General features: G+C 63.6%; 18 protein-coding genes. 15 read left to right on the forward strand and 3 right to left on the reverse strand.

Features of this window, described 5'->3' with window-relative positions:
• The first annotated feature begins 57 nt into the window (after positions 1 to 57).
• The 8 genes from gatC (at position 58) to F812_RS0107355 (ending at position 5,470) form a co-directional block, all read left to right on the forward strand.
• Positions 58 to 345, forward strand: coding sequence for an Asp-tRNA(Asn)/Glu-tRNA(Gln) amidotransferase subunit GatC (gene gatC / locus F812_RS0107320; protein ID WP_020085313.1), 288 nt, complete (start codon positions 58 to 60; stop codon positions 343 to 345).
• A gap of 56 nt (positions 346 to 401) precedes the next feature.
• Complete coding sequence (locus tag F812_RS0107325; protein ID WP_020085314.1) at positions 402 to 677, forward strand: hypothetical protein; 276 nt, start codon at positions 402 to 404, stop codon at positions 675 to 677.
• Positions 678 to 694: 17 nt separating this feature from the next.
• Complete coding sequence (locus F812_RS25345; RefSeq protein WP_020085315.1) at positions 695 to 1,108, forward strand: hypothetical protein; 414 nt, start codon at positions 695 to 697, stop codon at positions 1,106 to 1,108.
• A 3-nt stretch (positions 1,109 to 1,111) separates the two neighbouring features.
• On the forward strand, positions 1,112 to 2,629 hold the full coding sequence (gene gatA, locus F812_RS0107335; RefSeq protein WP_020085316.1) for an Asp-tRNA(Asn)/Glu-tRNA(Gln) amidotransferase subunit GatA: 1,518 nt from the start codon (positions 1,112 to 1,114) through the stop codon (positions 2,627 to 2,629).
• Between the two features lie 34 nt (positions 2,630 to 2,663).
• Positions 2,664 to 2,966, forward strand: coding sequence for a chorismate mutase (locus tag F812_RS0107340; protein WP_245257638.1), 303 nt, complete (start codon positions 2,664 to 2,666; stop codon positions 2,964 to 2,966).
• Positions 2,963 to 3,259: a hypothetical protein gene (locus tag F812_RS0107345; RefSeq protein WP_020085318.1), complete on the forward strand. Its 297-nt coding sequence runs from the start codon at positions 2,963 to 2,965 to the stop codon at positions 3,257 to 3,259. Before F812_RS0107340 ends, F812_RS0107345 begins: the two co-directional genes overlap by 4 nt.
• A 15-nt stretch (positions 3,260 to 3,274) precedes the next feature.
• A complete protein-coding gene (gene gatB / locus F812_RS0107350; protein ID WP_020085319.1) occupies positions 3,275 to 4,759 on the forward strand; it encodes an Asp-tRNA(Asn)/Glu-tRNA(Gln) amidotransferase subunit GatB in 1,485 nt (494 codons plus the stop codon).
• A gap of 180 nt (positions 4,760 to 4,939) precedes the next feature.
• Positions 4,940 to 5,470 carry a hypothetical protein gene (locus F812_RS0107355; RefSeq protein ID WP_020085320.1) on the forward strand — a complete coding sequence of 177 codons (531 nt, stop codon included), beginning with the start codon at positions 4,940 to 4,942 and terminating at the stop codon, positions 5,468 to 5,470.
• A 79-nt stretch (positions 5,471 to 5,549) separates the two neighbouring features.
• Here F812_RS0107355 and F812_RS0107360 read toward each other — a convergent pair whose 3' ends face one another.
• The gene (locus F812_RS0107360; RefSeq protein WP_026867929.1) at positions 5,550 to 6,020 is read right to left on the reverse strand and encodes a tRNA (cytidine(34)-2'-O)-methyltransferase; all 471 of its coding nucleotides are present in this window, start codon (positions 6,018 to 6,020) and stop codon (positions 5,550 to 5,552) included.
• 347 nt (positions 6,021 to 6,367) lie between these two features.
• Here F812_RS0107360 and petA point away from each other — a divergent pair, with 347 nt between their 5' ends.
• The 4 genes from petA (at position 6,368) to F812_RS0107380 (ending at position 10,180) form a co-directional block, all read left to right on the forward strand.
• Entirely contained in the window at positions 6,368 to 6,940 is a 573-nt protein-coding gene (gene petA, locus F812_RS0107365) for a ubiquinol-cytochrome c reductase iron-sulfur subunit (protein WP_020085322.1), read from the forward strand.
• Positions 6,941 to 6,954: 14 nt separating this feature from the next.
• Positions 6,955 to 8,232: a cytochrome b gene (locus F812_RS0107370; protein ID WP_020085323.1), complete on the forward strand. Its 1,278-nt coding sequence runs from the start codon at positions 6,955 to 6,957 to the stop codon at positions 8,230 to 8,232.
• 26 nt (positions 8,233 to 8,258) lie between these two features.
• The gene (locus F812_RS0107375; protein ID WP_198011150.1) at positions 8,259 to 9,116 is read left to right on the forward strand and encodes a cytochrome c1; all 858 of its coding nucleotides are present in this window, start codon (positions 8,259 to 8,261) and stop codon (positions 9,114 to 9,116) included.
• Between the two features lie 188 nt (positions 9,117 to 9,304).
• Complete coding sequence (locus F812_RS0107380) at positions 9,305 to 10,180, forward strand: S-methyl-5'-thioadenosine phosphorylase (RefSeq protein WP_020085325.1); 876 nt, start codon at positions 9,305 to 9,307, stop codon at positions 10,178 to 10,180.
• Here F812_RS0107380 and F812_RS0107385 read toward each other — a convergent pair.
• Together F812_RS0107385 and bfr are read right to left on the reverse strand one after the other, a co-directional pair.
• Positions 10,177 to 10,593, reverse strand: coding sequence for a response regulator (locus tag F812_RS0107385; protein WP_083929107.1), 417 nt, complete (start codon positions 10,591 to 10,593; stop codon positions 10,177 to 10,179). The genes F812_RS0107380 and F812_RS0107385 overlap by 4 nt on opposite strands.
• Before the next feature lie 136 nt (positions 10,594 to 10,729).
• Complete coding sequence (bfr, locus tag F812_RS0107390) at positions 10,730 to 11,221, reverse strand: bacterioferritin (RefSeq protein ID WP_020085327.1); 492 nt, start codon at positions 11,219 to 11,221, stop codon at positions 10,730 to 10,732.
• A 386-nt stretch (positions 11,222 to 11,607) separates the two neighbouring features.
• Here bfr and F812_RS0107395 point away from each other — a divergent pair, with 386 nt between their 5' ends.
• The 3 genes from F812_RS0107395 to F812_RS25350 all read left to right on the forward strand — a co-directional run bounded on the left by F812_RS0107395 (position 11,608) and on the right by F812_RS25350 (position 14,003).
• Complete coding sequence (locus F812_RS0107395; RefSeq protein WP_020085328.1) at positions 11,608 to 12,483, forward strand: alpha/beta hydrolase; 876 nt, start codon at positions 11,608 to 11,610, stop codon at positions 12,481 to 12,483.
• A 217-nt stretch (positions 12,484 to 12,700) separates the two neighbouring features.
• Positions 12,701 to 13,297 (forward strand): hypothetical protein, encoded by a 597-nt coding sequence (locus tag F812_RS0107400; protein ID WP_156827295.1) that lies wholly within the window; start codon positions 12,701 to 12,703, stop codon positions 13,295 to 13,297.
• Between the two features lie 193 nt (positions 13,298 to 13,490).
• Positions 13,491 to 14,003 (forward strand): hypothetical protein, encoded by a 513-nt coding sequence (locus tag F812_RS25350; protein ID WP_020085330.1) that lies wholly within the window; start codon positions 13,491 to 13,493, stop codon positions 14,001 to 14,003.
• Positions 14,004 to 14,027: the final 24 nt, after the last annotated feature.

Raw genomic sequence — 14,027 nt, forward strand, 5'->3', positions numbered from 1 at the left:
CTATGAGGAACACGCGGCTGCCCGGCCGCCGTTCCTTGAATAACTCGAGCGGAACCCATGCAGGTTGACGAGAAGACCGTGCGGCGCATCGCGCGCCTGGCACGCATCAAGATCACCGACGAGGAAGCCAAGAGCCTTGAGGGGGAATTGTCCGGAATCTTGAACTGGGTAGAGCAGTTAGACGAGATCGACACCTCCAACGTCGAGCCCATGACCCGGGTCGTGGCGCAGGAGCTCAAGAAGCGCGAGGATCGGGTGACCGACGGCGAGATTGCCGACCAGATCGTGAAGAACGCGCCGATGGTCGATGACCACTATTTCGTCGTGCCGAAGGTCGTCGAATAGCGGAACGGCCGCTTCCCGGCGCGCGCGTCCCAGGAGAACAAAGCGGAGACTCGGAAATGTCGAAGATATTTGCGTTGCTCGCCGTCGCTCTGATCGCGACAGGTCTCTTGGTTCTCGCCGTCCCCCGCGAGGAGGGCAGCACCGGAGCTCGCTCGCTTTCGCCCCAGGCGGTGAGCGACACCCCCGCCTATCTGCTCCGCGCCCGCGAGTTGGCCGAGCAGGTCAACGCGCCGCTCTCGATCCTCTTCGGGCTCGTGAGCCTCTACTACTCTCGCCGCTCCTACCACATCAACAAAGCCCGCGCCGAGGCCGAGAGAGGCCGCTCGGTCTGATGAGATCTGATCCGCACATGAAAATCCGCACACTGTTCCTCACGCTCGCCCTTGCCGTCTTCGCAACGGCGGCTGCCGAAGCCAAAGATCGCGCTACTTTTCTCACTGGCCAGTACGCCACTGACGAGCAGTGCGCGAAACTGAGGAAGATCGAGTCCGGCACGGAGAAGAACGTCAGCACCGTGCCCGAGCTGCTCGATGCCGAAGGCTTTCACAGCTGGGAAGGCGGCTGCGAGTTCACCAAGGTGTTCGAGCACGAGCCGGGCAGCTCGTGGCTCGCGTTCATGATCTGCAGCGAAGGCGCGTCTATCACGCCCGAGACCTACGTTTTCACCAAGCACGAGAACGAGGACGGCTTCGAGGTGTCTCACTCCAACCGCGAGGAAGCACCCGAGACCTACAAGCGCTGCGACGCCAATATAGGGAACTAGACTGTGAGCGATCTCACTGACCTGACGCTGGCGGAAGCGCGCGATGGCCTCAAAGCCAAATCGTTTTCTGCAACGGAGCTGACGAAAGCCCACATCGAGGCCATCGAGGCTGCAAATCCGGCGTTGAACGCCTACGTGCTGGCGACGCCGGAGCACGCTCTGGCTCAGGCCAAGGAAGCCGATGCGCGCCTTGCCAAGGGCGAGGCACGCCCTCTCGAAGGCCTGCCCCTCGGCAACAAGGATCTCTTTTGCACCAACGGCGTCCGTACCACCGCGTGCTCCAGGATCCTGGGCGACTTCACGCCGACCTATGAATCGACCGTCGGCGCCAATCTCTGGAATGCCGGCGCCGTGATGCTCGGCAAGCTCAACAACGACGAGTTCGCCATGGGCTCGTCCAACGAGACCAGCGCCTTCGGCCCCGTGGTCTCGCCCTGGCGGCGCACCGGCAAGACGGACAAGCTCGTGCCCGGCGGCTCGTCGGGCGGCTCGTCGGCGGCCGTCGCGGCCAACCTCTGCCTCGCGGCAACCGCAACCGATACCGGCGGCTCCATTCGCCAGCCCGCGGCTCTCACGGGAACGGTCGGCATAAAGCCCACCTATGGCCGCTGCTCGCGCTGGGGCATCGTGGCCTTCGCCTCCTCGCTCGATCAGGCCGGTCCCATCGCCAAGACCGTGCGCGATGCCGCCATCATGCTGGGCTCCATGGCGGGGCACGATCCCAAGGATACGACCTCGGTGGACGCGCCCGTGCCGAACTACGAGGCGGCCCTTGCCAAGGGCGTGAAGGGCCTGCGCGTCGGCGTGCCGAAGGAATACCGCGTCGAGGGCATGTCGAAGGAGATCGAGAAGCTCTGGGGCGACGGCATCGAATGGCTGAAGGCAGCCGGTGCCACCATTCACGAGATCAGCCTGCCGCACACCAAGTACGCGCTGCCCGCCTATTACATCGTCGCGCCCGCCGAGGCGTCGTCGAACCTCGCCCGCTACGACGGCGTGCGCTACGGCCTCCGCGTGCCCGGTAAGGATGTGATCGACACGTACGAGAACACGCGCGCCGCAGGCTTCGGCAAGGAGGTGCGCCGGCGCATCCTCATCGGCACCTACGTGCTCTCGGCCGGCTACTATGACGCCTATTACCTCAAGGCGCAGAAGATCCGCACCTTGATCAAGCGCGATTTCGACGAGGCCTGGAGCAAGGTGGACGTCGTGCTGACGCCGACGACGCCTTCGCCTGCCTTCGCGTTCGGCGAGAAGACGGGCGATCCCATCGCCATGTATCTCGAGGACATCTTCACGGTGACGGTGAACATGGCGGGCCTGCCGGGCCTCTCCGTGCCGGCCGGTCTCTCCTCGGAAGGAACGCCGCTCGGGCTCCAGCTCATCGGCAAGCCGTTCGACGAGGCGACGCTGTTCCAGGCCGCGCAGGCGATCGAGGATGCGGCGGGACGCTTCACTGTGGGCGATCGATGGTGGGCCGCGCCGAGCTCAGGCGCCAAGAAGAAGCCGGGAGGCAAGTGAGATGGATCCGAAGCGACCCTGGGAATGCGCGGACATGAGTCAGGTCCGCTCCGAGATCGACCGCATCGACGCCGCGCTGGTCGATCTCATCGCAGAGCGTTTCGGCTACGTCGAGCGTGCTTGGCAGCTCAAGAAGGATCCGAGTGAGGCCAGTGTGCCTTGGCGCATCCAGCAGGTGATCGACAAGGTCAAGACCCAGGCGCGCCAGCGCGGCCTGCCCGCCGAGATGATCGACATGGTCGGCGCTCAGTGGCGCAACATGATTGGCTGGTTCGTCCAGTACGAGGAAGAGAAGCTGCGCAAGCAGGAAGCGAGCAGCGGCGGGCCGCGGGAATGATTGCGATCAACTCGTTCGACCCTATGACGTTGATCCTGCTGGCGGCGGCCAACCCGGCGGTGATCACCGTTGCCATGATCATGGGCCGCAGCGCGGATCAGTGGCAGAAGCTGCCGGTCGCCGCCTTCGCGGCCTCGCTCGCGGGTTTCGCGCTCTATTGGATCGGCGGCCAGATCGGGGTTTTCGCCATTCATGCCATCGGCGGCGAAGCGGCGATCTTCATGCTTCAATTCGTATTCGGCCTGGTCTGGGCGGCGCTCGCGTATAGCCTGCGCGCCCGCGGGACGCGCTGAGAGGAGAAATTCAAGATGCGGGACGCGGCCAAGAGCGGCGGAAAATCCAAAGCGAGCAACCTGATCGCGGGCGCGACCGGCGATTGGGAGGTCGTGATCGGCATGGAGGTGCACGCCCAGGTCGCCTCCGCCTCGAAGCTGTTCTCCGGATCGTCCACGGCCTTCGGCGCCGAGCCGAACAGCCACGTCTCCCTGGTGGATGCGGCCATGCCCGGCATGTTGCCCGTCATCAACGAGGAGTGCATCGCACAGGCCGTTCGCACGGGGCTCGGCCTCAAGGCCGAGATCAACCTGAAAAGCGTTTTCGACCGCAAGAACTACTTCTATCCCGACCTTCCCCAGGGCTACCAGATCAGCCAGTACAAGCAGCCGATCGTGGGCGAGGGTGAGATCGAGATCGACGTCGACGGCGAGACGAAGCGCGTCGGCATCGAGCGCCTGCACCTCGAGCAGGACGCTGGCAAGTCGATCCACGACCAGAGCCCGGATTACTCCTACGTCGATCTCAACCGCTCGGGCGTAGCCCTGATGGAGATCGTCTCGAAGCCGGACCTGAGGTCCGCGAAGGAAGCGCAGGCCTATGTCACGAAGCTGCGCACGATCCTGCGCTATCTCGGGACCTGCGATGGCGACATGGAGAAGGGCAACCTTCGCGCCGACGTGAACGTGTCGGTCAGGAAGCCCGGCGACAAGCTCGGCACGCGCTGCGAGATCAAGAACGTGAACTCGATCCGCTTCATCGGCCAGGCCGTCGAGGTCGAGGCCCGCAGGCAGATCGACATCATCGAGGACGGCGGCGCCGTTGACCAGGAGACGCGCCTGTTCGACCCCGGCAAGGGCGAGACGCGCTCCATGCGCTCGAAGGAAGAGGCGCACGACTATCGCTACTTCCCGGATCCCGACCTGCTGCCGCTCGAGTTCGATCAGTCCTACGTCGACGATCTCGCCGCTCATCTGCCGGAGCTGCCGGACCAGAAGCACGCCCGCTTTGTGAAGGAGTACGGGCTCTCTGCCTACGACGCGAGTGTGCTGGTCGCCGAGCGTGACAACGCCGATTACTTCGAGGCGGTCGCCAGGGGCCGCGACGGCAAGCTCGCAGCGAACTGGGTCATCAACGAGCTGTTCGGCCGCCTGAACAAGGAAGGCAAGGACATAGAGCACAGCCCGGTCTCATCCGCGCAACTCGGCGGCCTCGTCGATCTCATCTCCGCCGGCACCATCTCCGGCAAGATCGCCAAGGATCTGTTCGAGATTCTCTGGACCGAGGGCGGCGATCCCGCCGAGATCGTCGAGAAGCGCGGCATGAAGCAGGTGACGGACACCGGCGCCATCGAGAAGGCTGTGGACGAGATCATCGCCGCCAACCCCGACAAGGTGGAGCAGGCCAAGGCCAAGCCCTCCATGCTGGGCTGGTTCGTCGGTCAGGTCATGAAGAGCACGGGCGGAAAGGCCAATCCCGCCGCCGTGAACGAGATCCTGAAGACGAAGCTCGGCCTCTGACAGAGCCGGGCTGTGTCCCTCCTGGCGGCTTCCGGCCGAAAACCGCCCGCGTGAGCGCTGCGGCCTTGCTGACACACGCTGTCAGATTTCTGTGTTCGGCTGACCGCCGCCTGTTGCAAGCGCGAAGCGTCTCGGCAACCTGGACGAGGGATTCGGCCGGATAGTTCTCTGAGAGGACACATGAACCTCGTTTGGGCAGTGGTCAGGCGCGGGTTTGCGCGAGGAAGCCTTGCGGCGCTGGCGATGACGCTCGTCGTCACGACGGCGCCCGCGGTCGACGCGGCGCCTCAAGCCGTGGGGCCGTTCGCGAGCCTCGAAGGCTGGTGGGGCGGTGCGGGCCGCCTGCGCTTCAAGGACGGCCGCAACGAAGACGTCAAATGCCGCGCCACCTACATCATCGAAGGCGACGCCAACACGCTGAAGCAGACGATCCGCTGCGCTTCCGGGAGCGGAAAGATCGAGGTGAAGAGCACCGTCGCGCATAGCAACGGCAAGCTCAGCGGCGAGTGGACTGAGCAGATGTACAACGTCAACGGCGTGCTGGACGGCGAGGTCACGCCGCGCGGGTTCCGCGTCACGGTCAAGGGCACCAAGGGCACCGAGCTTTCCGCGAACATGGACATCATCGTGAAAGATACGAAGCAGATGGTGGAGATCCAGTTCTTCAGCGAGACGCTGATCGGACTCACGCTGCTCTTGAACAAGGGCTGATCCCGCCCTTCACTACTGCCTACTGCCTACTGCCTACTGCCTACTGCCTACTGCCTACTGCCTACTGCCTACTGCCCGCTCACGCGCTCAGCGGGAACCCGTCCGTCTGCCTCAGCGCCTCCCCGAGCACCATCGCGGCGGCGACGGCGATGTTGAGCGAGCGCAGGCCGCTCCGCATCGGGACGCGGATACGGGCGTCCGCACGCTGATGAACGGAGTCCGGCACGCCCGCGCTTTCACGTCCGAGCAGCAGCACGTCGCTTTTGTGAAAGTGGAAGCCGGTGTGGGTCTCGTCGGCGTGCGTCGTGAGCAGAACGAGTCGCGGCTGAGGGGAGGCAACCCTGAGCGCGGCGTCGAACGCGGCAAAGCTCTCGTGACGACAGACTTCGGCGTGATCCAAATAGTCGAGTCCCGCCCTCCGGAATGATCTATCGCTGAAATCAAACGCGGCGGGTCCGATTAGATCAATTGGAACGCCAAGACAGGCCGAAAGTCGAAGAATGGTGCCAGTATTTTGCGGTATGTCGGGCTGATAAAGAGCAACGCGCATTTGAGATCCTGTCGTAATTGAAAGTGTGCGCCACTTTGACCCGCGCGGCTCGAGTTAAGTCGTCTTGAGCAGCTTGGCAAACGGTGCAAGAAGAAGAGCCGATTGAGGCAAAGCGGTCGCTCGGGCCGTTGAAAGATCCAGTTTTACGCTGCGATCGGACGGCGCGCTTCTTGCGCAACAGGCAGGCCTCGGTTAGTGCTTCAAGTCCACAGGGTTTGGCGTTTCGTTCGACTGTAATCGGTGTTCGAACGCCGAACGCGACCTGAGATTGCTGAGTGTTACTAACCGATCTCCGGCTCCGCAAAGCGCTTCGCGCTGGTTGAACATCCTCGAAATTGGAGGGGTACGTGGCAAGTGAAGTCGAAGAGCCGAATCGCCGTGATTTCCTTGTCATTGCAGGCAATGCATTCGCAGCGGTAGGCGCGGCCATTACGCTGTGGCCGTTTATTTCGCAAATGAATCCCGACGCTGGCGCTCAGGCCTTGGCGTCCGTCGAAATCGATCTTTCTCCCGTGAAGGAAGGTCAGGCAATCACCGCCATGTGGCGTGGCAAGCCGATCTTCATCCGCAACCGCACGCCTGAAGAGATCAAGACCGCAGAGGCCATGAACCCGGCCGACCTGCCGGACCACTCGGCCCGCAACGATATGCTGCCCGAGACGACCCCTGCTCTCGACGCCAACCGCGTCAAGAAGGGCAAGGAGAACTGGCTGATCCTGATTGGCATCTGCACCCATCTCGGCTGCATCCCCAAGGGTCAGGCCATGGGCGACTCGAAGGGAGACTTTGGCGGCTGGTTCTGCCCCTGCCACGGTTCGCATTACGACACGTCGGGTCGCATTCGGAAGGGCCCGGCGCCGCGTAACCTCGAGGTGCCGCCCTACGAGTTCGTCTCCGACAACAAGATCAAGATCGGCTGAGAGGGTCGCGCCCGATGGAGCATACGTCTAGCTACGAGCCGAAATCCGCATTTGGCAAATGGTGGGATGACCGCCTGCCGGTCGCACGCTTGATGCACGGCCAGTTCGTTGATTTCCCGACGCCTCGCAACCTCAACTACCTCTGGACATTCGGCGGCATCCTCACGTTCTGCCTCGTCGCGCAGATCGTGACCGGCATCGTGCTCGCCATGCACTACCAGCCGAGTGCGCATGAAGCCTTCAACTCCGTTGAGGCCATCCGCCGCGACGTGAACTTCGGCTGGCTGCTTCGCAACTTCCACGCGGTCGGCGCGTCGATGTTCTTCATCGCCGTCTACATCCATATCTTCCGTGGCCTCTACTACGGCTCCTACAAGGCTCCGCGCGAGGTGCTCTGGATCCTGGGCGTGCTGATCTTCCTCGTGATGATGGCCACGGCCTTCATGGGCTACGCGCTTCCCTGGGGACAGATGAGCTTCTGGGGCGTCACCGTCATCACCAACCTGTTCTCGTCGCTGAACGAGATCATTCCCGGCGTCGGTACCGCCATCGTCGAATGGCTGTGGGGCGGCTACTCCGTTTCCGGCACCACGCTGAACCGCTTCTTCGCGCTGCATTACCTGCTGCCGTTCGTTCTCTTCGGCATTGTCGTGCTGCACATCTGGGCGCTGCACGTGGCCGGCCAGAACAACCCGACCGGCCTCGACATCAAGACCAAGTCGGACGCCGTGCCGATGTTCCCCTACGCGGTCGCCAAGGATGCCGTCGGCCTCTTCGCCTTCCTCATCCTGTTCGGCTGGTTCGTCTTCTATGTGCCCGACTACCTGGGTCACGCCGACAACTACATCGAGGCGAACCCGCTGGTGACCCCGCCGCACATCGTGCCCGAATGGTACTTCCTGCCGTTCTACGCGATCCTGCGTGCCATCCCCTCGAAGCTCGGCGGCGTCATCGCCATGTTCTCCGCCATCGCTGTGCTGCTCTTCGTGCCGTGGCTCGATACCAGCCGCGTCCGCTCGGCCAAGTACCGCCCGCTCTACAAGTGGTTCTTCTGGCTTCTGGTCATCTCGGCCGTGGCTCTGGGCTACCTCGGAGCAAAGCCCGCTGAAGGCGCTTACGTGACCTGGTCGCGCATCTTCACCGCCTACTATTTCGCCCACTTCCTGATCGTGATGCCGATCCTCGGTCTGATCGAAACGCCGACGGCGTTGCCGAAGTCCATATCGGCCTCGGTCTTGCCGGGAGGCTCCGGAACGCCCCAGGGCGCGGCCGCAGCTCCAGAGACGCGCTGAGCGAGGGACATCCGATGATGCGAGCCATGAAAAACGGACCCCTTGCCGCGCTGGCACTTCTGGTCGGTGCCGCTGTCGCTCCCGCTGCTTACGCGGCCGGCGGCGAGCACGCCCATATCGAGCGCCAGGAGTGGAGCTTCGGCGGGTTCACCGGGCAGTACGACAAGGCCCAGCTTCAGCGCGGCTTCCAGATCTACAAGGATGTCTGCTCTGCCTGCCACGGCCTGAAGCGGGTGCGCTTCCGCAACCTGTTCGAAGCTGGCGGCCCGGAGTTCCCGGAGGACGCCGTGAAGGCCCTCGCCAACGAGTGGCCGAACAAGATCACGGACGGCCCGGACAGCGAAGGCAAGATGTTCGAGCGCGAGCCGAAGGCTTTCGATCCGATCTTGGGCCCCTTCAAGAACGACAATGAGGCGCGCGCGGCCCAGAATGGCGCGCTGCCGCCGGATCTCTCGCTGATCGCCAGGGCGCGCAACGTCGAGTATACCGGCACGTGGTGGGCGCATCCCTTCTCCATGCTCCGCGATATCGCAACGGGCTATCAGGAGGGTGGAGCGGACTACCTCTATGCTCTGTTGACCGGATATCACGAGGCGCCCGCCGACGTGAAACTCGGCGAAGGCATGTCCTATAACGTTGCCTTCCCGGGCCATCAGATCGGCATGCCCGCTCCGCTCGCGAAGGACAACTTCGTGACGTACCAGGACGGCACCGGCTCGCTGGATCAGAATTCGCGCGATGTCGCGGCTTTCCTGTCCTGGGCCGCCGATCCCTCGCTCAACGCGAGAAAGAGTCTCGGCTGGCTCGTGATGCTCTACCTCGTGGTCACCACCGGCCTTCTCTACGTCGGCAAGCGCCGGATCTGGTCGAGCATCCCTCATTGACGAGGGCCGCCACGGCCTCACGATTGATCACATGACGAAAAGGCCCCCTGCGCGGGGCCTTTTCTTTTCTCGGTAACTGGTCTGAATATCTGACACCGCCGCGTCGCAGAAACGTGCGACCAGCGGGCGTTAGAAGGACCTCCGACGCCAGCGCGGCCGGGAGCGTCGGAGAGGAAAGAGGACAGCACATGACAGAATCGGTGCTCGGCATCGTTGGCGGCAGCGGCTTTTACAACTTGCCCGGGCTCGAGAACCCCCGTTGGGAGAAGGTGATGACGCCGTGGGGCGCGCCCTCCGACGAGATCCTGTTCGCCGAGATCGGCGGGCTGCCCATCCGCTTCCTCCCGCGCCATGGCCGTGGCCATCCAGTCCCGCCGTCCGCGATCAACTTCCGCGCCAACATCGATGCCCTGAAGCGCGCGGGCGTCACGGATCTGGTCTCAATCTCCGCGTGCGGATCGCTGAAGGAGGAGTTCGCGCCGGGCCACTTCGTGCTCGTCGACCAGTTCGTCGACCGCACCTTTGCGCGCGAGAAGAGCTTCTTCGGACCGGGACTGGTGGCCCACGTGTCGGTTGCCGACCCGGTGAGCCCGCTCCTCGTGGATGCGATCGAAGCCGCCGCCAAGGCAGAAGAAATCTCGCACACGCGCGGCGGCACCTATCTCGTCATGGAAGGACCGCAATTCTCTACGCGCGCCGAAAGCAACCTCTACCGGAGCTGGGGCATGGACGTCATCGGCATGACCAACATGCCGGAGGCCAAGCTCGCCCGTGAGGCGGAGATCTGCTACGCGACCGTGGCCATGGTCACGGATTATGATTGCTGGCACGACGATCACGCCGACGTCGACGTTGCCTCCATCATCGCAATCATGAAAAGCAACACCGAGAAGGCTCAGAGGCTCGTCGCGACGCTCGCCAGGAACTTCCCGCGTGAGCATCCGGCCTGTCCCATAGGCTCCGACCGTGCGCTCGATGTGGCCATCATCACCGCGCCCGAAGCACGCGACGCATCGCTGGTGCGCAAGCTCGATGCAGTCGCGGGGCGTGTTCTTGGCAGCTAGCGCGAGGTGGATCTTGGCGGTAGCCGCAAGAGAGATTCCATGCGCAGGATGATCCGGCTCACGTCATAGGGCTTGCCGAAGAAGGCATCCGCGATGCCCACGATGCCCGTGCGCGGCACGATGCCGGACGCCACGATCACCTTGATCTGCGGCCTGTAGGCGCGAACCGTCTTCGCGAGGTCGAGCCCATTTCTCGGTCCTGGCATCTCGATGTCGGTGATCACGAGATCGATCGGCGTGCCCGCGAGCACAATTTTTTCTGCTTCGTCCGCGTTGGCGGCTTCCCGTACCCGGAACCCTGCGTCGCTCACCTCGAAAGCCAGCGTCGAGCGGAGGATCGGATCGTCCTCGACCACCAGCACCGCCGCGGAGGGGCTTTCAGGAGCATGAGTATTAAGTTTCGTTACTGTCATGGTTTTCACCTGTTCAGCCAATGCCGATCAGGGGGCGTGGGTTCCGCCGCGGAAAACCGTTCGGCCTCGAGGCCGCAGACACAAAAAAGCGCGGGCGCTGCGGCCCGCGCTGATTGGATGAGATGTGACGGCGGTCTTAGTGACCCTCGGCCTCGTTGGCGGGCTCCGACTGGAGCTGCCCGTAGTTCTCCTTGCCGATCTTGTCCATGAGATCGAGCTGGGTCTCGATGAAGTCGATGTGGCCTTCCTCGTCCTTGATGAGTTCCTCGAACAGCGCCATCGTCACGTAGTCCTTGGCGGCCCGGCAGATGTCGCGGCCGCGGATGTACGTCTCGTGAGCGATCTTCTCGCCCTTGAGATCGCACTCCAGAACCTCCTTGAGGTTCTCGCCGATCATGAGCGGCGCGACGTGCTGCAGGTTCGGCAGGCCTTCGAGGAAGATGATGCGCTGAACCAGCCTGTCGGCGTGGTGCATCTCCTCGATCGACTCGGCGCGCTCCTTCTTGGCAAGCTTGGTGAAGCCCCAGTTTTCGAGCATCCGGTAGTGCAGCCAGTATTGGTTGACGGCCCCGAGCTCGAGCTTGAGCGCTTCGTTCAGGATCTCGATGACTTCGCGTTTACCCTGCATGGGTCCTCCCTCTGACCGTACTGGCCGAAAAATCCGACGGCAGAGACACTAGCGATCCCGGCTCATCATTTAGAATAATTCTAATTTCAATAGTCGCACTGTGCAGCACGGTCAATCGCTATCCGCGCCCGGACCGCTGCAAAGACGATGGGAACAGTTCCAGCGCCCCCGGGGCAGCGGTCAGGCCGGAGGCCGCATGTCGCGCGCCGCGAAAGGCCAGAGCGAGGAAGCGTTCTTAAGCATAGCTTTGGCCCAACCGGTCGAAAACTTTCAAGCCTGCGTCACCAATCGTCACCGCTTTTCCTGTCACGGCAGGAACAGCGGCATCGTTCTTGCTCGTCTACGGTCCGGTCATTCCAAGTCGGGTGAAAACATTGGGGCGCGCTATGATGACGAGTAAGACGAATTCGGGAAGCAAGAATGGCCGGGTAGGCGTGCTCCTGATTCATGGCCTGTGCGGCTCTCCCAGCGAAATTCGCTTTGTCGCCAATGGCCTGACCCGCGATGGCTACACGGTTCTCTGCCCCGCGCTCGCCGGCCACGGCGGCTCGGAGACGGAGCTGCTCGCGACCACCTGGCAGGATTGGTACGAAAGCGCGGAAAAGGGGCTCGAAGAGCTCTCCGCCACATGCGACACGGTCATCGTCGGCGGTCTCTCGACTGGCGCAGTTTTGAGCCTTCTGCTCGCCGCGCGTCACCCGGACAAGGTCCACGCCGTGGCGCTCTACTCTCCGACCCTCTGGCTCAGCGGCCGTCAGATCCCCTGGTATGTCCCGCTTTTCCGTCTCATCGACAACAAGTGGTTCGCGAACCTCTTCCGCTTCCCGGTGCCGCTCCACGTCGGCATCAAGGACAAGCGCGTCCGCGACTTCATCCGCAACGCAATGGCCGCGGAAGGCTCCAAGGTCGCCCAGGTCTCGACGCCGGGCGGCGCCGTCCTTGAGCGCCGCCGGTTGGCCAAGCAAGTGATGAAGACGCTCGGCAGCATCAACCAGCCCGTGCTCATCCTCCATGCCCGCGAGGACGATTACGCGGGGCTCGACAACGCAGCCTATCTGCAACGCGAGCTGGCCGGCCCCGTCGATCTCGTGGTGCTGGACGACAGCTATCACATGGTCACCGTCGACCGGCAGCGCCACATTGTGCTGGAGCGTACCGCGTCCTTCGTATCGCGGATCGCGGCGTCGCTCGCGGAAGGCATGCGCGCGAAGGAACCGGCCCGCATCCGCCTCGGCGGCGGTCTGGCCACCTCGGTCGCCTAATAAGTTATTGAAATAAAGTTGGATTCGCCGTGGGAGACCGGGTGCAGGATGACCTGGCCCTCTCCGCGGCGAATTATTTTGATCCGGTCCGCAAAGTTTTCTCCGTTTGTTACACCCGGAACAGCGCCGGGAGCCTCCATCCGGCACATTGGGCGTCAAGAGAGAGCCGAGGGCATCAAGCCTGATCCGCTCTAGGCACAAGAGGATGGAGATCAAAATGGCCAAGAAGCTCACCATTAGCGTCATCGCAGCGACTGTGGCCGCCAGCCTGGCGATCACCCCGGCGGCCCAGGCCGGCGGGCGTGGCATCGGCATCGGGCTCGGCATCTTGGCCGTCGGCGCGATCGCCCACTCGGCCGCCCAGGCCAACAAGGCAAAGCAGGCCCAGGCCGCCCGCGCCCAGGCACAAGCCAAGGCCCGCGCTCAGGCCCAGGCTAAGGCTCGCGCACAGGCTCAGGCAAAGGCCCAGGCGGCGGCCGCCGCCAAGCGCCAGCAGCAGATCGCCGCCGCCGAGAAGGCAAAGGCCGCTTCGGAAGGCGACGAGCAGACCGATGAGAACGTCGCCGAGACGAGCACCAACAAGACGCCGAGCACCTACGTGGCGGCGCCCTCGAGCACGGCGGCTCTGACCCAGGTTGACGTCGCGAGCCAGTCCACCACCAGCACGGAAGCCGCCGACACGACGGTTGCCGCGACCGACGCCGCCCCGGCCGCCACCGAAGGCGCAGCGAGCAAGACGGCGGTGGCCGATGCCCCGGAGACCTGCAAGCGTTACATCCCCGCGCTCGGTGTTGCTGTGGATGTCGGATGCTAAGACGCAGCTCTTAAAGCCCTGAAACAAAAAGACCGGCTCTCGTCATGCGAGGGCCGGTTTTCTTTTTTGCGAGGCGCTTCGAAAAATGCGCTTTTGTCACGCCAGGAACAGCGCACAGCCGCGCCGAAGCGCATTGTTTCGTCAGATTTCATCGCTTGGGAGATCCCGGCGATATGGATTTGAGGAGACGGCCATGACCACGAAGCTTATCGCACTTGCCTCCGCTCTCACGGCGACCATGTTGCTGGCTTCGGCAGCCGAAGCTGGCGGCGGCGTCCGGCTTGGCTTCGGCTTCCCGCTCGGTTCGTTCACTGCAACGCCCGCACACGGCGGCGGCGGGAGCGCAGGCTATCAGAAGCAGGCCAAGAAGCGGCCCCCGGTGCAGCAGGCAGCGCGGCCGGAGAAGTCGACGCCCCGCGTCGCCAAGGCCGAGCCCGTGAAGGCGGAAGCCGCCAAATCAGAGCCACAGAACAACGATACCGCGACCGATGCCGCCCCGCGCGTGACCGGGAGCTCCGCTCTCGTCCAGGGCTCCATCCCTGTCGAAGATGAGACGAGCACGCCTTCTTCGGACGTGAAGGCCGAGGCCCCTGCGACCGACAGCACCGTCACGGCGGCTACGGAGCAGGCGCCCGATGCCAACGGATCGTGCAAGAAATTCATCCCCGCCATCGGCACGACGGTTTCCGTCGGCTGCGGCGAGTGACGAGACCGTAAAATCACCTAGTCG

This window comes from Hyphomicrobium zavarzinii ATCC 27496 (genome assembly GCF_000383415.1).
GTDB lineage: Bacteria > Pseudomonadota > Alphaproteobacteria > Rhizobiales > Hyphomicrobiaceae > Hyphomicrobium_C > Hyphomicrobium_C zavarzinii.